21 protein-coding genes are annotated in these 21,978 nt (G+C 69.1%); 3 read left to right on the top strand and 18 right to left on the bottom strand.

The features are described from left to right. Positions 1-3 precede the first annotated feature (3 nt). The 17 genes from LRG10_RS10920 to dsrA all read right to left on the bottom strand — a co-directional run bounded on the left by LRG10_RS10920 (position 4) and on the right by dsrA (position 17,526). Positions 4-1,764: a SulP family inorganic anion transporter gene (locus LRG10_RS10920; RefSeq protein ID WP_201172010.1), complete on the bottom strand. Its 1,761-nt coding sequence runs from the start codon at positions 1,762-1,764 to the stop codon at positions 4-6. After that, entirely contained in the window at positions 1,754-3,019 is a 1,266-nt protein-coding gene (locus LRG10_RS10915) for a YeeE/YedE family protein (RefSeq protein ID WP_238632803.1), read from the bottom strand. The genes LRG10_RS10920 and LRG10_RS10915 overlap by 11 nt, the downstream gene beginning before the upstream one ends. Before the next feature lie 174 nt (positions 3,020-3,193). Then, the gene (locus tag LRG10_RS10910; protein WP_201172005.1) at positions 3,194-3,850 is read right to left on the bottom strand and encodes a response regulator transcription factor; all 657 of its coding nucleotides are present in this window, start codon (positions 3,848-3,850) and stop codon (positions 3,194-3,196) included. After that, positions 3,828-5,255, bottom strand: a complete 1,428-nt coding sequence (locus LRG10_RS10905) for a GAF domain-containing sensor histidine kinase (protein ID WP_201172002.1) — start codon at positions 5,253-5,255, stop codon at positions 3,828-3,830. The genes LRG10_RS10910 and LRG10_RS10905 overlap by 23 nt, the downstream gene beginning before the upstream one ends. 180 nt (positions 5,256-5,435) lie before the next feature. Beyond that, the gene (locus LRG10_RS10900) at positions 5,436-6,836 is read right to left on the bottom strand and encodes a cobyrinate a,c-diamide synthase (RefSeq protein ID WP_238635572.1); all 1,401 of its coding nucleotides are present in this window, start codon (positions 6,834-6,836) and stop codon (positions 5,436-5,438) included. 8 nt (positions 6,837-6,844) lie between these two features. After that, positions 6,845-8,098, bottom strand: coding sequence for an NrfD/PsrC family molybdoenzyme membrane anchor subunit (gene nrfD, locus LRG10_RS10895; protein ID WP_238635571.1), 1,254 nt, complete (start codon positions 8,096-8,098; stop codon positions 6,845-6,847). A gap of 13 nt (positions 8,099-8,111) precedes the next feature. After that, a complete protein-coding gene (dsrO, locus tag LRG10_RS10890; RefSeq protein ID WP_201171969.1) occupies positions 8,112-8,849 on the bottom strand; it encodes a sulfate reduction electron transfer complex DsrMKJOP subunit DsrO in 738 nt (245 codons plus the stop codon). After that, a complete protein-coding gene (locus tag LRG10_RS10885; RefSeq protein ID WP_201171966.1) occupies positions 8,839-9,255 on the bottom strand; it encodes a sulfur reduction protein DsrJ in 417 nt (138 codons plus the stop codon). The genes dsrO and LRG10_RS10885 overlap by 11 nt, the downstream gene beginning before the upstream one ends. Before the next feature lie 12 nt (positions 9,256-9,267). Continuing rightward, the gene (locus LRG10_RS10880) at positions 9,268-11,211 is read right to left on the bottom strand and encodes an NAD(P)-binding protein (protein ID WP_238635570.1); all 1,944 of its coding nucleotides are present in this window, start codon (positions 11,209-11,211) and stop codon (positions 9,268-9,270) included. Positions 11,212-11,259: 48 nt separating this feature from the next. Further along, positions 11,260-12,813, bottom strand: a complete 1,554-nt coding sequence (dsrK, locus tag LRG10_RS10875; protein WP_201171960.1) for a sulfate reduction electron transfer complex DsrMKJOP subunit DsrK — start codon at positions 12,811-12,813, stop codon at positions 11,260-11,262. A gap of 7 nt (positions 12,814-12,820) precedes the next feature. Then, entirely contained in the window at positions 12,821-13,567 is a 747-nt protein-coding gene (locus LRG10_RS10870; protein WP_201171957.1) for a respiratory nitrate reductase subunit gamma, read from the bottom strand. 49 nt (positions 13,568-13,616) lie between these two features. Continuing rightward, positions 13,617-13,949, bottom strand: coding sequence for a TusE/DsrC/DsvC family sulfur relay protein (locus tag LRG10_RS10865; protein ID WP_011814742.1), 333 nt, complete (start codon positions 13,947-13,949; stop codon positions 13,617-13,619). Positions 13,950-14,015: 66 nt separating this feature from the next. Continuing rightward, the gene (gene tusB / locus LRG10_RS10860; RefSeq protein WP_201171954.1) at positions 14,016-14,315 is read right to left on the bottom strand and encodes a sulfurtransferase complex subunit TusB; all 300 of its coding nucleotides are present in this window, start codon (positions 14,313-14,315) and stop codon (positions 14,016-14,018) included. A gap of 11 nt (positions 14,316-14,326) precedes the next feature. Continuing rightward, complete coding sequence (tusC, locus tag LRG10_RS10855; protein ID WP_238635575.1) at positions 14,327-14,707, bottom strand: sulfurtransferase complex subunit TusC; 381 nt, start codon at positions 14,705-14,707, stop codon at positions 14,327-14,329. A 49-nt stretch (positions 14,708-14,756) separates the two neighbouring features. Continuing rightward, positions 14,757-15,116: a sulfurtransferase complex subunit TusD gene (gene tusD / locus LRG10_RS10850; protein WP_201171952.1), complete on the bottom strand. Its 360-nt coding sequence runs from the start codon at positions 15,114-15,116 to the stop codon at positions 14,757-14,759. A gap of 13 nt (positions 15,117-15,129) precedes the next feature. Continuing rightward, positions 15,130-16,218, bottom strand: a complete 1,089-nt coding sequence (dsrB, locus tag LRG10_RS10845) for a dissimilatory-type sulfite reductase subunit beta (protein WP_201171949.1) — start codon at positions 16,216-16,218, stop codon at positions 15,130-15,132. A gap of 48 nt (positions 16,219-16,266) precedes the next feature. After that, positions 16,267-17,526, bottom strand: coding sequence for a dissimilatory-type sulfite reductase subunit alpha (gene dsrA, locus LRG10_RS10840; protein ID WP_238635569.1), 1,260 nt, complete (start codon positions 17,524-17,526; stop codon positions 16,267-16,269). 212 nt (positions 17,527-17,738) lie between these two features. Between dsrA and LRG10_RS10835 the strand changes: the two genes are divergently transcribed. Further along, positions 17,739-18,395 carry a type I-MYXAN CRISPR-associated protein Cas6/Cmx6 gene (locus tag LRG10_RS10835; protein WP_201242254.1) on the top strand — a complete coding sequence of 219 codons (657 nt, stop codon included), beginning with the start codon at positions 17,739-17,741 and terminating at the stop codon, positions 18,393-18,395. 2 nt (positions 18,396-18,397) lie between these two features. Further along, complete coding sequence (locus tag LRG10_RS10830) at positions 18,398-18,970, top strand: hypothetical protein (protein ID WP_238635568.1); 573 nt, start codon at positions 18,398-18,400, stop codon at positions 18,968-18,970. Between the two features lie 109 nt (positions 18,971-19,079). Here LRG10_RS10830 and soxA read toward each other — a convergent pair whose 3' ends face one another. Continuing rightward, complete coding sequence (gene soxA / locus LRG10_RS10825; protein WP_238635567.1) at positions 19,080-20,525, bottom strand: sulfur oxidation c-type cytochrome SoxA; 1,446 nt, start codon at positions 20,523-20,525, stop codon at positions 19,080-19,082. Between the two features lie 312 nt (positions 20,526-20,837). Between soxA and LRG10_RS10820 the strand changes: the two genes are divergently transcribed. Further along, positions 20,838-21,977: a porin gene (locus tag LRG10_RS10820; protein ID WP_238635566.1), complete on the top strand. Its 1,140-nt coding sequence runs from the start codon at positions 20,838-20,840 to the stop codon at positions 21,975-21,977. Position 21,978 lies beyond the last annotated feature (1 nt).

Raw genomic sequence — 21,978 nt, 5'->3', positions numbered from 1 at the left:
CCATCAGACTGCGGCGCCCCGTTGCGGTGCCAGGGGGCACCGGGCTGGATCGAAGGTCGGGTCATCGATCCGCTGGTGGATGGCCTCGATGGCGTCGTCCTCGTGGCGGAAGATGTTCTCCGCGCCGATCTCGGTCTCCAGCCCGGCGCGCTGCATCACCTCCCGGACCTGAAGCTTGACCCCGGCCAGCACCAGGGTCACGCCATTGTCGTCAAGCCGCTCCCGCAGCCCGTGCAGGCTCTCCACCCCGGAGGAGTCGATGGAGGTGATGCCGTCGGCGACGAGCAGCAGGAAGCGCGCCTGCGGGTGCTCGTTGTTGATCTGCAGCACCGTGTCCTCTAGGTGGCCGACATTGGCGAAATAGAGTGGCCCGTCGAAGCGCAGCGCCGCGATGTGCTCGCTCTCGGGCAGGTCGAAAAAGCGTGCGTCGCGCAGCGCTCCGTCCTCCGGGTGGCGCGAGAGGATAACCACCCGTGGGCGCATGGTGCGCAGCAGGTAGAGCACGATCGCCAGCCCGGCGCCGAGGAGGATGCCGTAGTCGAGGTGGGGGGCAAAGATCAGGGTCCCGCCGAAGGTCACCAGCGCGGCGATACCGTCATGGCGGTGGGTGTGCCAGGTCTGTACCAGGGCCCGGATGTTCACCAGTCCGATCACCGCCATGATGATGATCGCCGCCAGGATTGCCTCGGGCAGGTGGTGGAGCAGCGGGGTGAGGAAAAGCAGGGTCAGGCCCACCAGCGCCGCCGTGAAGACCGAGGCCAGGCCGCTGCGGGCTCCGCTGTCGTGGTTCACCGCGCTGCGCGAGAACGAGCCGCTGACCGGGAAGGCCTGGAAAACGCTGGCGGTGAGGTTGGACAGCCCCTGGCCGACCAGCTCCTGATTGGGATCGATGCGGTCGCGGGTACGCGTCGCCAGGGCCTTGGCGATGGAGATCGCCTCCATGAAGGCGACCAGGGCGATCACCGCCGCCGTGCCGAGCAGGGTGACCACCAGGTCCCAGCTCAGCTCGGGCAGCGCGGGCGCGGGCAGGCCCTCGGGCACCGTACCCACCACGGCCCCGCCGAGGTCTTCAAACCCCACCAGGTAGCTCACCGGCACGCCGACGGCCACTGCCAGCAGGACGCCGGGGATCCGCGGCAGCCAGCGCCGGGCGGCGAGCATCAGAGCCAGCGCGCCGAGCCCCATAGCCAGCGTGGGCAGATGAGCATTCTCCAGCCGACCGAGGACGTCGGCGAAGGCCACCAGCATTCCGGCGTCGCGGTCCAAGGGAACGCCGAGCAGGTCGTTGACCTGGGACAGGGCGATGACGATGGCAGCGGCGTTGGTGAAGCCCAGGATGACCGGGTGGGCGAGAAAGTTCACCAGAGTGCCCAGGGAGAAGAGTCCGAGCACCAGTTGGATCACGCCGACCAGGAAGGCGAGGGCGATAGCCAGGGTGATGAACTCGCCGCTGCCCGGCTCGGCCAGCGGGGTCAGTGCCGAGGCCGTTAGCAGGGCCACTACAGCGACCGGGCCGGTAGCCAGCTGCGGCGAGGAGCCCCATACGGCTGCGACGATCACCGGCAGGAAGGCAGCGTACAGGCCGTAGTAGGGCGGCATACCGGCCAGCGCCGCATACGCCATGGACTGGGGGATGAGCACCAGCGCCACGGCGATGCCGGCGATCAGGTCGGCCCGGATGCTCGCCGGGGTTGGACGGGGCCACTCGCGACAGGGGATCAGGCGGCGGGCGGGGGCCCACCGCCCGCTGCCGTCAAAGCGCATCGAGTTGCCTCAGCGATGCCGGTAACAGGCGCAGGTCCACCAAGCCGGTGACCAAGGCCTTGCCGAAGGTCGCCTCGTCTTCGTAGAGGAGCTTGTAGTACTGGACCTTCATGGTTAGGGCACTGCCCAGGATCAGTCCGCCCAGGGCCAGCGGTGCGCTCAGGGCCAGAGTGGACATGCCGGTGATGCCCTGGCCGAAGGTGCACCCCATTGCCAGGGGGCCGCCGATGCCCATGAGGACGCCACCGCTGAGGTGGCGGTTGAAGTCCTGGCGGTCGGCGAACCACTCAAAGCGGAAGCTGCGGCTGATCAGGGCCCAAAGGAAAGAGCCGAGGATTACGCCGCCGATGACCATCACGCCCACGGTGACCAGTGCCGGATCGAAGCCGCTGGCGGTGTATTCGGTGCTCTGCACCAGCGGACCAACGAAGTTGACCCCCTGCGGTGCCAGCCAGCGGGTGCTCTCCGGGCGGCCGGTGTCGGTGTCGGGGTGGTGGAAGTCCCAGTCTGTGGCGTAGGTCTGCAGGGTATCCCGCTGACCCATCTCGTCGGCCACGTAGACGTTGCTGGTCACCGTCCAGACCGCGACGATGCAGGCGCCGATGATCAGGGCCCCGGAGACGGCGTTGCGGTCCCGGCGGAAGCCGGTCACCCGCAGCACGGCGTAGAGCAGGGCGCCGCCGATGAACAGGGCCAGGAGCGGCCGCACCCAGTGCCCCGCCTCGCCGGCGATGAGGCTGCCCAGGTCCTGGCCGTGGCTGTGGGACAGGGCCGTCGCCTGGACCCATCCGAAGAGCAGATCGCGCAGCGAGGCGTCGACCAGCGGCAGGGGATTGACCATGAAAAAGGCCACCGTGCCCAGGATCGCGGCCACGAATAGCGACTTGAGGTTGCCGGCGCCGATGCGCACCACGGTCTTGTTGCCGCAGCCGCTGCCCAGGGTCATGCCGATGCCGAAGAGCAGGCCGCCGACGAGGTAGCCGGCCCAGGCGAAGTCGGCGCTGCGATATGGTGGCATGCTCTCGTCGGCATTGATCAGCCCCAGTGGCTCGAGCAGCCCCACGCCGAGGATCGCCACGGCGATGATCAGGATCCACATGCGCATCCGCTGCCAGTCCTGCATGTTCACGATGTCGGAGACGGCGCCCATCGTGCAGAAGTTGCTCTTGTTGACGACGGCACCGAGGACCACCGCGATGGCGAAGACGGTGCCGAGCATCGTCCAGTGCGCTGCGATAAAGGAATCGAAGACCATAACTGTGCGACCCTTCAGCGTCGGTTCAGGAGGGCAGCCCGGCGGCGCCGGGCGGTCTGCGTCTCTGCCCGGCACATTCTTCAGCGTGCAAGCGTTGCCCGGAATATCCCAAACGGGGGACTGCAGTCGCTGAACGGCCCCCCGCGCGGGGGAGAGGGTAGCCGAGGTGGCGTCTCAGGTGGTGGGGCGACGGGTCAGCCCGAAGTCCACGGCCTTGATAGCCGCCTCAACCCGGGAGTGGACGCCGAGCTTGCGCAGCACCGATTTGACATGAAGCTTGACGGTCCCGTCGGAGATTCCCAGGTGCCGGGCGATGACCTTGTTGCTCTCGCCGGCGGCCAGGCGTTCGAGGATGTCCCGTTCCCTCGGGGTGAGGCCGGCGAAGGGGTCCGGCGGGGTGTCGTCGGCTCGCTGATCAGGCGGCTGCCCCAGGGCCCGCGCCAGGGTGTCGGTCAGTTGGGGCGCCACGGCGATCTTACCGTCGGTGGCCTGGTGCAAGGCGGAGATCAGGTAATCGGGGTCGTTGTGTTTGAGCAGGTACCCCTGCGCCCCGGCGCGCAGGCAGTCGAACAAGTCGCGCTCCTCCTCGCTGCCGGTGAGCATCACCACCGGCAGCCCGGGGTGCTGATCGTGGATCCGCCGCAGGACCGTCAGCCCGTCCTGTCCGGGCATGCGCAGATCGAGCAGCACCAGATCGGGTCCGAACGAAGCCACCAGGGCGAGCACGTCGTCCTGGCCGGAGCCGCTCGCGGTGGTCAGCCCCTGGGCGTTGAGCAGCTCCTGCAGCGCGGCGCGGAAGAGCTGATGATCATCGACAAGCAGGATACGCATGGTCGTTGAACCCCGCTTGGTGAAGGCTCTTGGTGGTCCACGTCAGGCGCTGCGGCTGCGGCAGGCGCAGATGGATGGCAGTGCCCTGGCCCGGCTCGCTCTCCACGCTCAGGATCGCCCCCAGGTGCCGGGCGCGCTCGCGCATCCCCCGCAGGCCGTGTCCGCGGGGCTGGGTCGGGTCCGAATCGGGTACCTCGTCCACCACGAAGCCGCCGCCGTCGTCCTCGATCAGCAGGCAGAGGTCACCGCCGGGGGTCTCCAGCTGCAGGCGGACATTGCGGGCGCCGCCGTGGTGCCAGGCGTTGGACAGGGCTTCCTCGACAATGCGGTGGATGTGCAGCTGCTCGCGCTCGCCGAGGGCCAGCTCCGGCCAGCGGTGGATCAGTCGGACCTCGATGCCGCTGTCCCGGCTGAACCGGTTGACCAGTCGGCTCAGGGCCGTCTCCAGCGGCGTGCCCAACGCCTGCGTGCGGAACTGCTGCATCACCGTCCGGACCTGGTCGTTGGTGTGGTCGAGCCGGGTGCGCAGATCCTCCAGCGGGGCGAGCAGGGCCTCGGTGTCGGCTCCGCTGCTGACCCGTTCCTCCAGCTGCCGGACCCGCAGGCGCAGCGTGGCCACCTCCTGGGCGACCGTGTCGTGTAGTTCGTGGGCGAGGAGGTTGCGCTCCTCCTGCAGCGCGCTGTGATGGGTGCGGTACTCTTCGCGGATCCGGGCGATGGCCGCGCCGAGCTGACGGCCGATCCACTCCAGCATGCGCGGCGGGTGCATCCAGCGCTGTGCTTCGTGCGGTTCGAAGTACAGGTTGTAGATGCCAACGCCGTTGCCGCCCGGATCGAGAATCGGTACCGCCAGCATGGCCAGCTGTGGTCGGTTCGGCAGCGGGTTGCAGCCGCTGCGCCGGATGCACTGACGCAGGTCGCCGCGGAACTGCACAGCGGTGCGTTCTCCGGCGATGGCGCAGGGGCAGCCCTCCGCCGGCTGACGACGCTCGGCGTCGATGAAGCCGGCGTTGAGTCCGTTGGCCTCGACCAGGCGCAGATAACCCTGCTCGTCGAAGAGGCGCACGGCGGCCGCGGCGGCCCCCGTCTGCTCGATGAGTCGTGCCAGGCCGTGCTCGAGCAGTTCATCGAGGTCGCGGGCCTGCGCCGCCACTACGCCCAGGGCGCTGAGCAGGTGCAGGGCTTCCTGCTCGGTGGCTGAGGATGCGGAGGCATGCGGCGTATCGGGGTAGTGTGTGGGGGTCGGGAGGGTCCGCAACCGGCGCAGCGGCCGCCAGCGGCTGGAGCCGCCGGGTCCCTCGTGGAATCCATGCCCGTGGGGCTCCCGTGCGTTGGGGGGCTCGATAGTGCGCGCCGCCCGTTGCCGGCGCAGGCCGGTTGGGTCCGCATCTCTCCCGGCGTACATGTCTCCTCCTGACGTTCAACCGGGGGCCCTTTGGAACGTAAGTCCTTGTTTTTATTAGGGCCGTTGCTGTTTTTTTCGCCGCAGAAAGTCCGCGGCTATCTGCCTCATATATTCAGACTATATTCATCAGCACGTCCGGAATAAAGGGGGGGAAGGCGAAAAATTGATCTGACGCAAACGTCACCCTGGGGCGGCGCATGCTGCACCGGACCGCTGCGCGCGGACGAAGTCCACGAAGCGCTCGGCCCATGGCGTGGCCCACGTATGGCGCAGGTGGGCGTACGAGGCCAGGGTGTTGCCGGTGACCAGGCCGTCCCGGCCCCCGCCCAGGCCCTGGCCGCGATCAACGAGGTAGGCGCACGGCAGTTCCTGTGGCAGAGGCGCGCGGAGTCGGGAGTAATGGAATTCGTGGGCCGGGATCCCGGCCGTCCCGGCCCCCGGGTTCCACGGGGCCTGCGGCGAGGCGTGCAGCGTCATGTATCCGTGCCCCTGGGGCCGGTCGGTCATCTCGGCGTCCACCGGGAAAACACCAGCCATGGCGTGATAGCCATCGTGGGTGTGGAGCTGCCGGCACAGGTAGAGCAGTCCGCCACACTCGGCGTAGACGGGCAGTCCCGCCGCCGCAAGCCGGGCAACCGCTCGCCTCATGGCCTGGTTGGCGGCGAGTTCGGCGGCGTGACGCTCAGGGAATCCGCCACCGAGGATGAGCCCGTCGAGCGCTGGAAGGCGCATGTCGGAGATCAGGTCGATCCAGTGAAGCCGGGCACCGGCCCGTTCGAGGGCCTCCAGGTCCCCAGGGTAGTAGAAGTTGAACGCCCGGTCGTGGGCGATCCCGATGTCCACATCCGCCGCCCGCCCCAGGGTCGCGGGTCGGGCTGGGGCTGGTAGTGGCGGGGCCGTCGCCGCCAGAGCCTGTAGGCCGTCAAGATCGAGGTGCGTCTCGGCCCGGTCGGCCCAGCGATCGATCACCCGCTGGGCCTGCGCCTGCTCCGCCGCCGGGATCAGCCCCAGATACGGGGCGTCGATGTGCAGCGTGCGGTCGTCGGGAACGGCCCCGAACACGGGCAGATCGGTGTAGGTCTCCAGGGCCTGGCGTAGCTTGCGTTCGTGGCGGGAGCCGCCGACGCGGTTGAGGATCACCCCGGCGACCGGGGCCTGCGGGTCGAAGCCGGCGTGGCCGAGGACCGTGGGGGCGATCCCGCGGGTCATGCCCCGGGTGTCGACGATGAGCACGATCGGTGCCTGCAGCTCTGCGGCCAGTGCGGCGTTGCTGTCCCGGCCGCCGGGGTCGACGCCATCGTGCAGGCCCTTGTTGCCCTCGATCAGCGCCAGGCTGTCGCCGGCCCCGGCCACCTCGGCGCGGATCTCGTCGCGCGCCATGGTGTGGTGGTCGAGGTTGCGGCACGGGTGGCCGCTGGCCAGCGTCAGCCAGCCGGGGTCGATATAGTCCGGCCCGCGCTTGTAGGGTCGCACCCCGACCCCCTGGCGGATCAGGGCTGCGGCCAGGCCGACGCTCAGGGAGGTCTTGCCGGAGCCCTTGTGCAGGGCCGAGAGGTAGAGCCTGGCTGGGTGTCCGGTCATGCCGCGGGTCACTGGCCCGGCTCGGGGGTTGCCCGGGTTTCGGAGTCGGCTGCTGGCGGGTCTTCCGCCGCCGTTCGCTCCTCCGGGGGGTGCACCGCTGCCAGGGGCAGCGCGCGCAGCGCCAGCAGGAGGATGAGCAGGGCCAGCCCGGGGCCGGCCAAGCTCAGCAGGGCCTCCCAGGCGCTGGGGAGGTAGGAGGCAGCCTCCCCGTCGAAGACGGCGCCCTGGACCTCGCGCCCCGGAAAGATCTGCAGCGGAAAGGCCTGGGCACCGACGATCATCACGAAAAGATGGGCGAACCCGCCGATCAGGGCAACCCCCGAGGCCCAGGCGAGGGCCTGACCACGAGCGCGGGCCGCCTTCCGCAGCAGGAGGAGAGTGGGCGTGATGATGCCGACGGCGACTGCCCCGAGCCAGAACACGATCGGGTAGACGCCGCCGTCGACGAGGAGGAAACGGGCAATGTCCCTATGGCCCGGCTGGTAGGCAAGGGTCACGAAGTGCAGCGCCAGCAGGGTGGCCAGGGCCAGCAGTGCGACGAGCAGGATGCTGCCGAGCCGCTCCGTGGCCCGGGGCGGCGGCGCCTGGCCCTGGGCGCGCAGCACCGCCAGCCAGATCAGGGAGAGGGCCGCCGTGCCCAGGGTGAGTGCGGCGGCGAGGAAAAGCGGCATCATGATGGCGCCGCCGTAGACCGGACGGGCGGCGAGCATGGCGAAGATCGAGCCGACGTTCAGCGCCAGCAGGACCGCTACCACCGCGGCCAGGGCGCCGGCGGTCACCGTGTAGCGACGCATGCGCGGCTCGATCAGGGTGGCCAGGTAGAGCAGGGCGACGGCCAGAAACGCCGTGTACAGGAAGAGGTTGCGGCTGAAGCTCGACATCAGGTTGAGTTCCAGCGGCGGAAGGATGCGCTGCGGGCTGCCCAGATCCAGGCTGAGGACCGCCAGCCCGCCGACCAGCAGTGCCGCCGCGGACGCCGTGCCCAGGCGGGCCCACGGCTCGCCGGATTGCCCCAGGGCGCCGGGGGCCAGTGCCGCCAGGGCGAAGGCCCCGGCGCCAGCGAGGATCAGGCCGATGGCGACGACGTGTGGCCACCCCCAGACCACCTGCTGGCCCATGCCGGTCAGGTGGTGGCCGGCCACGATGAGATAGAGGCCTGTTGCCGCCCCGATCAGCGCCAGCACGCCGGCGCCAGCCATGGCGGCAGCCCAGCGCAGCGGGTGGCGCGTGCCCAGGTGTCGATAGCGAATCCGTGTCGCCATGACTGATGCTCCCTCAGGACAGTCCGTGGTAGCGCACGCCGGCATCCAGCGCCAGGTCCGGGCGCAGAGATTCGGCGCTGCGCTCGCGCAGGGCGTGGCGTATCTCGCTGTCGGGGTCGTTGAGATCGCCGAAGACGAGGGCCGCGTGCCCCGCCTCGGCGCAGCGTGCCACGCAGGCCGGGGCCTCGCCCCGGTCGATGCGGTGGACGCAGAGGGTGCATGACTCCACGGTACCCTTGCCCCGTGGGTGGTTGGGCGAGCGTTCGTCGACCGGCGCATGGACGAAGGCGCGGGCGTGGAAGGGGCAGGCCACCATGCAGTAGCGACAGCCGATGCAGCGATGCTTGTCGACCAACACGATGCCGTCGGCGCGCCGGAACGAGGCCCGTGTGGGGCAGACACTGACGCAGGGCGGTTCGGCGCAGTGCTGGCACATCACCGGCGCAGAGTGGCCGGGACCGTCTGCCTCGGCTGGCTGCAGGTCCACCTTGCGGATCCAGTGGATGTCGCCGCCCGCGTTGTCGGCGGCGGGCCAGCCGTTCTCCTCGCGGCAGGCGTCCACGCAGGCCCGGCAATCCCGGCGGCAGCGGTTGGTATCCACCAGCAGTCCCCAGCGGGCCCCGGCATCGGCCCCGCCATCCGGGTGTGCCTGGACTAGGAAAAGCCCGGGGGCGAGCGCGGCGCCGGCAAGCGCCGCGGCGCTGCCGAGCAGCCGCCGGCGGCTGATGCCGCCCGGATCCCTATCGCTCATCGTGCCCCTCCGTGTCGTCGCTGCTGTGGCATTGGAAGCACGCCATCTCCACGGCGGTGTACTCGTGGCAGCTGGTGCAGAAGGCCATCTCCGGGACGCCCTGCGCCTGCTGCTCGGCAGGGGTGGCGTGGCAGTTCACGCACCCCTGCAGGCTCTTGTCGGCGTCTCGCCGGCCCTCGCGCACTGACTCATCCTTGTGCGCCCGGAGCAGGTCCATGTGCTCGCGGCGCATGGTGCCGGCATCGTCGTGGATGCAAGCGTCGCCCCGGGGCTCGGGACGGTCGGCGAGGGCTGACGGCTCGCCACCGTTGCCGGGCAGGCCGCCGATGGCCAGGGCAAGGCCGGTGGCCACCAGCACCAGTGCGGCCCCGGAGCCGATCCACGCCAGTCGATGTCTCCGCCGCATGGCCGGTTCCCCCTACTCGCCCAAGCCCATCTCGATGTACCCCGTGGGGCAGACGTCTCGGCAGATGTGGCAGCCCACGCAGCGGCTGTAGTCGGTCTGCACGTAGCGGCCGATGGCCCGCTCAGTTTTGGGCACGCGCTGCACGGCGGTCTGTGGGCAGTAGACGAGGCAGTTGTCGCACTCGAAGCAGAGCCCACAGCTCATGCACCGGCGAGCCTCGCCAACGGCCGTCTCGGCGGGCAGCGGCTGGATGCGTTCGCTGAAGTCGCCGATCACGCCTTCCGGGTCGATGGCTCGGCGTTCGCGCTCGGGGCGTTCCCCGGGGGTGAAGTGGCCGAGGTAGAGCCGGTCGTGGCGAATCACCTCGTGGGTGGCGCGGTCCTCGAAGTTGTGGATGGCGAAGCCGCTCGTATCGGTGCCGCGCACCGCTGCCGGCTCATAGGGTTCCGGTTCGCGGCCTGCCCGCCGCAGCGCGTCGAGCAGTCGGAAATGGTGGGCATTGACCTTGGGCGGCCGGGACGGCTCGCGGCCCTGGAGGTAGGCGTCGATGCCCTGCACTGCCGTGGCCGCCTGGCCGATGGCTGTGGTCAGCAGGTGCGGCTGGATGATGTCGCCGGCGACGAAGTGGCCCGGACGGCCGCTGAGCTGGTAGGACTGGTCCGCATCCATGAATCCGTGGCCGTTATCCAGCGCCTCGAGCCCCTCGAGGTTGCCCCGCTGGCCGATGGCGGCGATGACCAGGTCGGTTTCGACCCGGAACTCCGTGCCTTCGATCGGGTGCGGGGTGTTGCCCTCCATGCGGCACTCGGCGAAGCGCACCGCGCAGGCGCGGCCGTCGGCGTCGCGCTCGACGACCAGGGGCATCACCCCGTCGCGGATGGTCACCCCCTCGCGCAGCGCGTCCTCGATCTCCTGCTCCGAGGCGGCCATCTCCTCACGGGGAAACAGGGAGGTGAGAACCACCTCCGCTCCCTCGCGGATCGCCAGGTTGGCGGCGTCGTGGGCGGTGTAACCGAGCACGGCGTGCTCCGGCCGGTCCTCGTCGGGCAGCTCGGCACTGTAGCCCAGGCGTCGGGCCACGGAGGCCACATCGATGGAGGTGTCGCCGCCGCCGATGACCAGGATCCGGTCGCTGACCGCACCTAGACGGCCCTCGTTGAAGGCGCGCAGGAACTCGACGCCGGTCAGGCAGTTGGACGCCTCGTCCCAGCCGTCTACCGGCAGGGGACGCCCCTCGTGGGTGCCCACGGCCCAGAGTACGGCGTCGTAGTTGCTTTCGAGCTGTTCAAGGGTGACCTGCTCGCCGACCCGGTAGCCGGTGCGGACGTTGACGCCGAGGTCGAGGATGCGCTGGATCTCGGTGTCGACGACCTCGCGCGGAACGCGGTAGCCGGGGATCCCGTAGCGCATCATGCCGCCGAGCTCTGGCTGCGCCTCGAACAGGGTGCAGCGGTGGCCGCGCTTGCGCAGCTGGTAGGCGGCGGACAGCCCTGCCGGGCCACCGCCAATGACGGCCACGTGGTGCCCGGTGTCCGCTCCGGGCTCGCCGAGGTCCAGGCCGTGATCGCGGGCGTAGTCGCCGATCGTGTGCTCGATGGCGTTGATGGCGATGTGGTCGTCGACGACCCGCCGGTTGCAACCCTGCTGGCAGGGCGCGGGGCAGACGCGCCCCATCACCGCGGGGAAGGGGTTGGCGGCGGCCAGGCGGCGGAAGGCGAGCGCCTGCCAGGCCTCGCCTTCGGCGGGTTTCTCCAGGCCGCGGGCGGCGTGCAGCCAGCCGCGGATCTCTTCGCCGGCCGGGCAGTTGGCCTGGCACGGCGGTGTGCGGTGGACGTACGTCGGGCATTTATGGGACGTGTCCGCCTTGAAGATCTGCTCGCGCCAGGCGCGCTGCCGGTCGTCGCCGTCGCGGTAGCGACGGAACGTAAAGGGGATCTCTTCCGCGTGGGTCGCCATGACTCTCTCCCTCGTTATTCGGCCGGGGCCCGCGGGCCCAGCGCCGGCTTAAGCCTCGCTGCGGTCCAGCCGCACCGCGTTGCCCACCACCTCGTGGAGGCTGATGACGGTCTCGCGCGGGATGTCGTAATACGGCAGGACCTTGCTGAACTGGGCCTTGCAGATGGCGCAGATGGCCACCATGCGGTCGACCCCGTGCTCGTCCATGGTCTCGCGCAGTGCGGAGACGCGGGGCTGCGCGCCCTTGACGCGCAGCTCCATGAGTTCATCGGTGAGCAGCCCGCCCCCGCCGCCGCAGCAGAAGGTCTCGTCGCCGATGGTGGCGTCGGCCATGTCCCGGAAGTTGTGCACGCTGGCGCGCAGCAGACGGCGGGGGATCTCCAGCTGCCCCCCGGGGCGCTGACCCATGCGGGAGGCCCGGGCGACGTTGCAGGAGTCGTGGAAGGTGACGCCGCCGTAGTGGCTGTTGGCCTCCGGGTCGAGGCGGATGGCGCCGCTGTCTACCAGGTCCTGGGTCAGCTCGCAGATGTGCTGCGGTACCGGGTAGCGCGGATCGAGCTGGCGCTGTAGCGCCCGCGCGTAGGTGTCGTCGGCATCCGCCCCGCGGCCGATGCCAGCCAGGGTGTTCCAGAAGCTGTACGCAACGCGCCAGGCGTGGCCGCACTCGCCGACCACGATGCGTTTGACACCCAGGTCCACGGCGGCCTTGCGGATGCGCTCGGCGATCTGCTTCATCTGCTCGTAGCTGCCGATGAACATGCCGAAGTTGGCCGCCTCCGAGGCGTAGGAACTCAGCGTCCAGGAGAGGCCGGCCTGGTGAAGGACCTTCGCGTAGCCCATCAGGCCGTCGACGTGGGGCTCGGCGAAGAAGTCCGCCGACGGTGTGACCAGGAGGATGTCCGCGCCCTCCTGATCGAGCGGGATGCGGATGTCGTGACCGGTGTCGTCCTTGAGATCCTCCTCCAGGCCCTCGAGGGTGTCCTCGAGGGCTGGGCCGGGGAGGCCGAGGTTGTTGCCGACCTTGTGGACCTTGCCGATGATCTCGTTGGTGTACTTCTGGCCGAAGCCGGCGGCGTCGAGGATCTCCCGGGCCGCCATGGAGATCTCCGCGGTGTCGATGCCGTAGGGGCAGAAGACCGAGCAGCGCCGGCACTGCGAGCACTGATGGAAGTAGGTGAACCACGCCTCCATGACCTCGCGGGTGAGCTCGCGGCCGCGGACCAGACCCGGGAAGTTGCGGCCGGCCGCCGTGAAGTGGCGGCGGTAGACATCGCGCATCAGGTCCTGGCGTGCCACTGGCATATTCCGCGGATCGGTGGTGCCCAGGTAGAAGTGGCATTTGTCGGTGCAGGCACCGCAGCGCACGCAGGCGTCCATGTAGACGCGCAGCGAGCGGTTGCGCTCGAGCAGGGTCTCCATGCGCGCCAGGGCGCGCTCCTGCCAGTCCTCCGGGATCTCGCCCGGGAAGCCGAGCGCCTCCTGGTGATCGCTGCTTGCCGGGTGCGGGCGCACGTGCCCGGTCGCCTCGTTCTCCATGCGCGGCGGGCCGTTGGCCTCGGGGTCCGCGGCAAGGGGCGGCACTTGGAAGGGATCCTGGCTCACGGCATCCTCACTCGTGCGGTTGGTGGGTGGCTTCCTGCTCCAGGGCGCGTGCCCACGGGGCGGTATGCCGGCGCTCCCGCGGGTTGTCCGGCTGATTGCGGGTGGGGCTGAAGAACACCCCGGCGGCGTGCAGCAGCTTGCTGAACGGGAAGACCATCATCAGCAGGGCGACCAGCGCCAGGTGGAGGAGCAGGAGCGGTTCGGTCGGCAGCGGCTGCCAGTCGAACTGCATCAGGCCGATGAAGAACGCCTTCACCGCCACGATATCGGTGGGCTGGAAGTGCTGCAGGCCCAGCCCGGTGAAGCCGATGGCCAGCAACAGGGCCAGGGCGGCGTGATCGGAGGGGGTGCTGATGTGGCGCACCCGCTCGATCCACAGGCGCCGCAGCCACAGGCCGATCAGGGCTGCCGCGAGAACGTAGGCGGCATACAGCCCGAGCGGCTGGATCCAGACCAGCCATTGCGGCACCGGATCGAGGAAGTAGCGCAGGTGGCGCAGGATGACCAGCAGCAGGGCCACGTGGAAGGCCCAGCTGAGCAGCCAGAGCAGCTTCTCGCCGCGGAAGAGGCTGCGGAAGGCCACCACCTCGCCGGTCACGCGCAGGGCGGCGCCGCCCCGGGAAGTCGGGGCGGGCGTGGTGGGGATGCGCAGCGGCGCTGGCGTGCGGGCGTAGAGGTAGACCCGCGCCGCCAGGCCGAGCACCAGCACCACGGTGGCGGTGTAGAACAGCACGGCAAAGGTTGCTGTCAGCACGGTACTCGCTCTCCCTGTCGCTCCCCGGGGCGGCGCTGTTGCCGTGGGCCTAGACGCAGCCGGTGGGCTTGGGCAGGCCGGCGTAGCGGCAGGCCTGCTTGGCCGGGCCGTAAGGAAAGAGTTCGTAGAGGTATTTGCTGTTGCCCTTCTCCGGGCCCAGGCGCTTGCCGATCTGCTTGGTCAGCACCCGCACCGCTGGTGCGATCTGGTACTCGTCGTAGTACTCGCGCAGGAAGTTGATGACCTCCCAGTGCTGCTCGGTCAGCTCCTGGCCATCTTCCTGCGCCATGATCTCGGCCACCTCGGGGCTCCAGAGGCTCAGGTCCTCGATGTAGCCTTCCTCGTCGGTAGGGATGGTGGTGCCGTTGACCTGGATTGCCATGGTTCGCTCTCCTCTTCTGCGGTCGTCTCTCTTCTCGTGGAGCCGGTGCGGCCGTGCCTCCGGTGCTCAGAGCCAGGCCTGGTGCGGCCCGTGCTCGGCGACCAGTTGCACGAAGCCGGTGTAATCGACCACCTCGATACCCTCGGCGATCTGCTCGGGGTCGATGCCGCGGGCCTCCAGATCGGGGCCGAGGACGTAGACCCGCCCGTCGCGGGCCGGGGTGTCGAGCTTGCCGGCCGCGTCACTGCGTGCCACGGCGGCGTAGACCCCGTCCTCGATCAGCAGCAGACGCTCGTTGCCGAGATGGGCCAGGCAGGCGTCGAGGTTGGGGGTCTGCCAGGGGGATTTGTTGACGGTGTGCAGCACGACGATTCCTCCTAGAACGACAGCACGACATCCTGGTCGGCCATCAGCGCGCCCATGCGCGCCCGATCGACGACTTCGACGGGGACGATCAGGTCCGCTTCCGTGAGCCCTCGCTCGTCGAGGGACTCGCGCTCGACGTAAAGCTTCTCGATGGCGTAGTCCTCCAGGGCGCGGAAGGTGGGTGCGAAGTTCTTCATGTCGATGGCCTTCGCGTTCTGCCCCTGGCGCAGCTGGAAGACCCCGTCGTCCAGGAACGCCAGGCTGACGTCCTGGTCGAAGGCGGCGGCGATCAGCACGACCTCCAGTGCCTCCAGGGCGTAGATGCTCCCGTGCGGCGCCTTGCGGTTCATGAACATGAACCGCTTGATATCGCCTTCCTGTTCCAGATCCATTGCCTCGCTCACGGTCTCGCCTCCTGTCGAATTGCCTGCGCCGGCGTCGCTAGTCGCCGAAGGTCACCAGCCGGTCCGCCTGGATGCCCACCTCGACCAGTTGACCGAGCCCGGAGATGCGGAAGCCCGGGGCCAGGATCTCGTCCTTGATGCCGCGACGCAGGGCGGCAGCGACGCAGACCACCAGATCGGTGTGATGGCGCTCGGCGAGCTCGGACCAGCGTCGGACCATGTTGCGGTCGTCCTGCTGCGGCTCCTGGAGCCGGTTGGCGTTGTGCACCCCGTCCATGTAGAAAAAGACGCGGGGCACCTCGTGGCCCTGTTCCAAGGCTGCGACGGCGAACTGGTAGGCGCTGTCCGATGCCTGGTGCTGGTACGGCCCCTCGTTGACCAGGATTCCGAATTGCATGGGTCCTCCTTGCCTAGAAGCGCAGATGGGCCGAGGCGTTGAGCTTGTGCCGCGAGCCCTGCCAGTTCTCGATGTGGTGCTTGGTGAAGGGCAGGCCGGTGAGCTCGAAGAAGCGCTTCCAGCCAATGCGCTCGATCCACTCGCCGACGCGTTCGTAGTCCCGAGCGTTGTCGCGGTAGGTGTAGAGGATCTTCTTCACGTGCTCGGCGACCTCGGGCCAGCGCGGCGGGTTGTTGGGCAGGCCGGCCACCACCAGCTTGTGGAACGTCGGCACGCCGCGGGCGTTGGAGTGGTTGCCGCCCACCCAGATAGCCAGGCGCGAGTGCTCCGGGTCGTTGATCTGCATCGGCGGGCAGGGCGGGTAGCAGGCGCCGCAGGCGACGCACTTGCTCTCGTCCACCTCCAGCGAGGGTTTGCCGTCGACCACCGCCGGGCGGATGGCGGCCACCGGGCAGCGGGCCACCACCGAGGGGCGCTCGCAGACCTGTCCGACCAGGTCGTGCTGGATCTTCGGCGGCTTGGTGTGCTGGATGTTGATGGCGATATCGCCCTGGCCGCCGCAGTTGATCTGGCAGCACGAGGTGGTGATGTGCACGCGGTTGGGCATCTCCTCGCGGACGAACTCCTGGTGCAGTTCGTCCATGAGCGCCTTGACCACGCCGGAGGCGTCGGTGGCGGGGATGTCGCAGTGCAGCCAGCCCTGGGTGTGCGAGATCATGGTCACCGACGGGCCGGTGCCGCCCACCGGGAAACCGGCGCCGCGTAGGGCGTCGATCAGCGGCTGGACCTTCTCTTCGCGGTCGACGGTGATCTCGGCGTTGGAGCGGATGGTGAAGCGCAGGTAGCCGTCGGCGTATTCGTCGGCGATGTCGCAGAGCTTACGCACCGTGGCCAGGTCCATCTGCCGCTGGGTGCCGGCGCGCACCGTCCAGACCTCCTCGCCGGTCTCCGAGACGTGGTGGAGCACGCCCGGCTGCGGCCGGTCGTGGTGGCGCCACAGCCCGAAGTTGCGGCGCAGCGTGGCGTGCATGTGCGGGAACGGATCCGGGGTCCCGCTCTCGACGGGGGACCGCGGTTGGTTGGTGGTGCTTGCTTCAGCCATGATTCGCTCTTCCTCCGCTGCTGAGCGCCCGGGGCGTTGACGCGTGCCTCACGAGGCTTGCTCGGACTGCATGTGCTGGCGCCGGTACCACTTCTCGGCCTCTTCGTCCCAGTCGTCGGTGCGGACGTAGGAGATCGAGCGCGGCTCGTGGATCATGTTCGGGTCGACCTCCAGGCCCACCGCCTCGAGGAAGTTGACCAAGCCGATGCGCTCGATCATCTCGCCGACCCGCTCGTGCTCGAGGGCGTTCTCGGCGAAGAAGTCGACGATCTCCTGGGCGATCTCGAGGATGCGCTGGTAGTCGGCGTCGCTGCGCAGGGGCAGGAAGGGCACCACTACCGTGCCGAAGAGGTCGCCGATGCGCAGGGTGCGCTTGCCCCCGACGAGGATGGTGACGCCCCGGTCCTGTCCCGGCGCCAGGGCCCGCGTCATGACGTTGATGCAGTGCATGCAGCGCACGCAGCTGGCGTTGTCGATCTCCAGGGTGTTGTCGTCGTTCAGGCTCAGGGAGCCGGAAGGGCAGCGGCTGACCACGTTGTCGATGGTGTGCTTGCGGCCCTTGGTCTCGACAAAGGCCTGGACTTCGGCCTGATCCACCTGGATGTCGTCGCGCCAGGTGCCGATGACCGCGAAGTCCGAGCGCTCGATGCTGTTCATGCAGTCGTTGGCGCAGCCCGAGACCTTGAACTTGAACTTGTACGGCAGGCTGGGCCGGTGCATGTCGTCGAGGAAGTTGTTGACGAGTAGGCGGTGGATCTTCTGCTCGTTGCAGCACGAGTGCTCGCAGCGGGCGGCGCCGACGCAGGACATGCCGGTGCGCACCGCCGGCCCGGCGCCGCCGAGATCGAGGCCGTAGGCGTTGAGCTCATCGAAGCAGGCCTGGACGTTGTCCGCGGTGATGCCCTGGAGCATGATGTCGCCGGTCTGTCCGTGCAGGGCGATCAGCCCCGAACCGTGCTTCTCCCAGATGTCGCAGATGTCGCGCAGCAGTTCCGTGGAGTAGTGCATCCCGGCCGGCGGGATGAAGCGCATGGTGTGGAACTCCTGGGCCTCCGGGTAGATCGGGTTGCTGTCGTCGTCCTTGAGCTCGGTGAAGCGGGGAATGATGCCGCCGCCGTACCCATAGACGCCGATGGTGCCGCCCTTCCAGTACCCCTTGCGGTCGGTGTAGGAGTGCTCCAGCTGCCCGAGCACGCCGGCGATCATGGGCTTGTCCTCGGCCAGGCGCTTGAGCCCGGTGACGAAACTCGGCCACGGGCCGCTCTCCAGCTCGTCGAGTTTCGGGGTGTTGTACGTCTTGTCGGTCATGGCGCTGATCCTCACCTCGCCTGCGGCTGACGGATCTCAGGGCCGCGGGAGGCGGCCCGGTCTCGGTTGGTGACCAAGCTAGCCAGAGGGCCGGGGCGAGGGAATATCCATTCAAGGAGCTGAATAGGAATACGGCGTATCCCTTTCGGGATATAGAGCGCTGCTCGGTGCGCGGTTGTACTCGGGTCAGCCCGAACGGTGTGGAGGCCGCGGTGTACTGGGAAACCGAGCAGGAGCAGGCACAGGAGACCGCTGAGGCGGTGGACGTGGCCTTCGCGCTGAGCGGTCGCGCACTGCCCGAGGCCTACGCCGCGCCCCTGGCCGAGGCCCTGGCCCCGCGCCTGGTGCCGCAGCTCGATCCCGACGAGGTGGGGGTGCGCATCACCCACCTGCCGGCCAGTGGCCACGGTTGGTGGCGCACGCCGGATCAACCGATCCTTTTGCCGCGGCGCAGCCGCCTGGTGCTGCGCGTGCCCCGCGAGCACGCCGGGGCCGTGGCCGGGCTGACCGGGGCGACGCTGGATGTCGCCGGCGAGGTCCTTGCGCTGGGGCAGGCCCAGAGCTTTGAGATCCCCGCCGCGGCCACCGTCTACGCCCATCGGGTTCTGGGGCCACAGCGCGGCGCAGTGGAGGAGACTGCACTGCTGGCGGCGGCGCGCGAGGAGCTCGCAGGCATGGGTGTCCACCCCAAGCGCCTGCTCTGCGGTCGCCAGGAGACCTTGGTGACCGCGGATGGGCCCGTGGCCACACGCAGTCTGCTGGTCGACGGCATGGGCCCCCAGGCCGGGCGCAGGCTTCAGGCCCGGGGGCTGGGTCGCGGCCGCTGTTGGGGCTGCGGGCTGTTCATTCCCCACAAGGCAGTGATCTGATCATGCGTACCAAGACCCACTGGTTCCGCCCCCGCGACGAGCAGCAGCCCGAGGAGGTTGGCGCCGCGGCGTCGATCCGTGCCTGGCGTGTCGCCACCGCGGCGGTGCGCACCCTCTCCGAGGACGGCCCGATCACCGATCGCACCGGGGGGCATCTGGCCCTGGTGGAGGAGCTGCTGCTCTTCGCCGTGCAGTACACCGACCGGCTGGCCTGGCTGCGGGGGCTGGCCGACGAGTCGCGCCGCCGGCTGGTCGAGGCCATGGTGAAGCGCCTGGCCGACGGCATCCGCGACAACGGCAGCGACACCGATGCGGGGCGGGCGTTCCTGGCCCGCGCCGGCGAGCGCCTCAACGAGTATGCACGCATCACCTATGCCGGTGAGGATCCGGGGTTCCCGGCCTACAACCTGCTGGGTCAGCGCGGCTGCGATGCCAGCGACCGGCCGCGGGATCTGTGGTTGCACGGGCGGCTGACCGAGGTCGAAGGGCCCGAGATGGTCGCCAATTTGCGCCCGGTCATCGGTGGGCTGTTGGGCAATCTCGGGGTGGGTGCGGATGAGCCGGCCGGGGCCTAAAGGGCCCTGGTCCGGGCGGGTTCGGCCCGCGCGGGTTCGTCCATGGAGCGGCCGCGGCCCGAGACTCCGGGCCGCGGCCGTGGCGGGCCGCCGGGGCGGCGGGCGCCGGTCAGTGAGCGTAGCGCGGGACCAGCACCTCCTCGCCCTGTTGCTCGGAGATAAGGTAGGTCTCCAGGTCCGCGTACTCCGGCGCATCCCCCGGCAGGTAGTTGGTGCCCAGCGGGGTCATGCACCACTGGAAGCGGGTGCGCAGATCCCACACCCGGCTCTGCGCCGTGCGCCAGTAGGGGTGGTTGCTCATCGCCGTACCTTCGGCCTCGATATTGGCGAGGATACGGCCGCTGAGCCACTTATCCCCACCGCCGCGGTCGGTGTGGCAGTTGGCGCAGGCGTGGGCCCGTTCCCCGACCGGACGGTGGAACAGTGCCTCGCCCCGTTCAATGGCCGCCTGGACGTTGGGGTCCTCGTCATCCAGGTCGTAAGCCATGCCGTTGGACTGGCTGTGCACCAGCAGCGACATATAGAGGTTCTCGTCCGATTGCGTGGGCAGCTCCATGTCCTGCTCCTCCTTGGCGTGCACCGCCAGAAAGTCCTCGATGGACATCATCCGGTCGTACTCGTCGAACCACTTCGGGTACTCGGCGGCCACGCCCTCCAGGTCCTCGATGACGCCGACCGGGCGCAACTCATCGGCGGGCTCCAGCTCGCCGTGGCAGCTGGCGCAGGACTCGCCGTTGGGGCCTGGCTCGTCCCAGAGCGGGACGGCGATCTGCTCGGCATGCATCAGCGCCGGATTGTCGAACGGATCCAAGTGTTCGCCCGCGGGTTGCAGCGCGGGGCGGGTGTTCGGGTCCCAGTGCCGATCCACCCCCTCCGGAGTGATCGGCTCGCCGTCCTCGTCGCCCTCGAGGGTCATCAGGTAGGCGACCACGTCGACGATCTGCTCTTCGGACCACATACCGCTCAGGCCGAACGGGGGCATCGGGCTGTCCTCGCCGTAGAACACCCGGGGGTCGTAGACCACCTGGTAGAGCCACTCCTTGTCCGGGGCCCACTCGCCGACGGTGCGCAGGTCGGTGCCCACATTGCCTGGCGAATCGATCCCCGCCTCGGGAACCAAGTGGCAAGAGGAACAGGGGCCAAGCTCGCCCTTGGCGAAGAGCTCGCGGCCGCGCTCGGGATCACCCTCGAGGTCGTCGGGGATGTCCGCCTCCTGCGGCTCCGGGTATTCGGTCTCGTCGGCGTAGGAGTGGGTCGGCCAGTCGCCGAAGTCTTCGTTCTCCTCACCCGGGAAACCGCCGAACTCGTAGCGGATCTGTCGCGTCTCGCCGTCCTCTTCCACGATCCGGCCCTGGGAGGGCTCCGTGGCAAGGGATTCCCAGGTCTCGCTGGTGTGGTGATCCATGCCGTCGGGGGCCGGGCGCGGCTCGATGTTCCGCTCCTGCTCTCCGGCGCCGGCGCCCTGTGTCGCCAGGAGACCGATGGCCGCCGCGCCGGTACAGAGGCCGAGGGTTGCTGCGATTCGTGCCGAGCGTGTAGGGCTGCGCGCTGTCATGGGACCCCCTCCTTGAAACCCGGAATATGGATTGTCCGATTGGCCATTTCTGGTCGCATCGTGGGCTGGGTAGCCTGTGTTGGCAGGCTAGCGGGCGGGGGGGAGCGTGCGAATACCCTTTTTAGGGTGAGCTGTTGTTCAAAGCCCTATCCCCATCGGGCAGGCCGGGCTGCCCAACTGGGCAGTTGTTGGCTCTCGGGCGTTGCAACAGGCTGGCCGGTGCGCGAGCGGGCTGGCGAGACGGCGAAGGTCCCCTGCGGACTCGGCGCGGTCTCCGGCCCGGAACCCCAACAGGCACCGGAGGCAGGCACCATGAAAAGAACAACAACGGCGGCGGTACTGGCAGGCGCGTTTAGCCTGGGCGGCATCCCGTGGGTGGCGCAGTCCGGGTCCGCTGAGGTCGATCTCTACGGGCAGGTCCATGCGGGGCTGAACCACTTCTCCTACGAGGACGCCTCGGATGTCACCCAATTCACCGATCAGGGGCGGACCCGCCTCGGGGTTGCCGGCCGACAGCTCCTGGACGGTGATTGGGCGGCCATCGGGCAGCTGGAGTGGGCCGTCGGGCCCCATCTGGGCGAGGACAATCTCAGCCGCCGGATCAGCTACGTGGGGGTGGACGGCCCCTACGGCGAGGTGGTGGTGGGTGCGGTCCACGCCGCCTACAAGACCCTCGGTGGCGTCCGCTGGGATCCGCTGGTGACCACCGAGTTGCAGCAGCGGCGGACCGGGGGCATGTCCGGGGGATCGTTCGGCCACAATGATTTCGTGGACCGCGCCGTGCAGTACGTCAGCCCGGAGTTGGCTGGCTGGCAGCTGCACGCGCAGATCGGGACGGAGGACGACAACCAGGATCGTACAGACGACGGAGACGCGGATCCGGCAATGCGGCAGGGCGATGTCATCCTCGGGGCCGACTACACCGGCCTGCCCGACTGGCAGTTCATCGCCGCGGTGATGCACCTCGACGAGCCGTTCACCGACGTGGACGACGTCGACGACGGCGACACCAACTGGAAGGTGGGGGCGCGCTGGTCGCCAGACGCCTTCTCGCTCGCCTACCAGTACGAGTCGGCGGAGATCATCCGCGGCCCGGCCGGTACCGGGCGGATCGACAATTTGGTCGATGACGATTCGAACCGGGTGGATGGGGATGGTGACGACGCATTGTTCACCGATTCGGTCGATCACCACGCCTTGATCGGGACCTACGAGCAGGGCCGGAACACCTGGGTGGTGGCCTTCGGCCACGCCGATGCCGATGGCGACGACGAGGACGTGACCTCGGTCACCGGCGCGCTGGTCCACCGGCCCCACGCGGATTTCCGTGTCTACGCCGGTGTGCAGCACCAGGCCTTCGACGACGCCATTGGCCGGGCCGGTGATACTGAGGATGATTACCTGACCACCTATGCCATCGGTGCCCGGTACGATTTCGGCGCCACGTTCTGAG

Source organism: Halorhodospira sp. 9628, assembly GCF_022228075.1.
In the GTDB taxonomy this organism is placed as follows: Bacteria; Pseudomonadota; Gammaproteobacteria; order Nitrococcales; family Halorhodospiraceae; genus Halorhodospira; species Halorhodospira halophila_A.
Note: the sequence above shows the minus strand (reverse complement) of the source record. Positions and strands in the feature narration are given on the sequence as shown.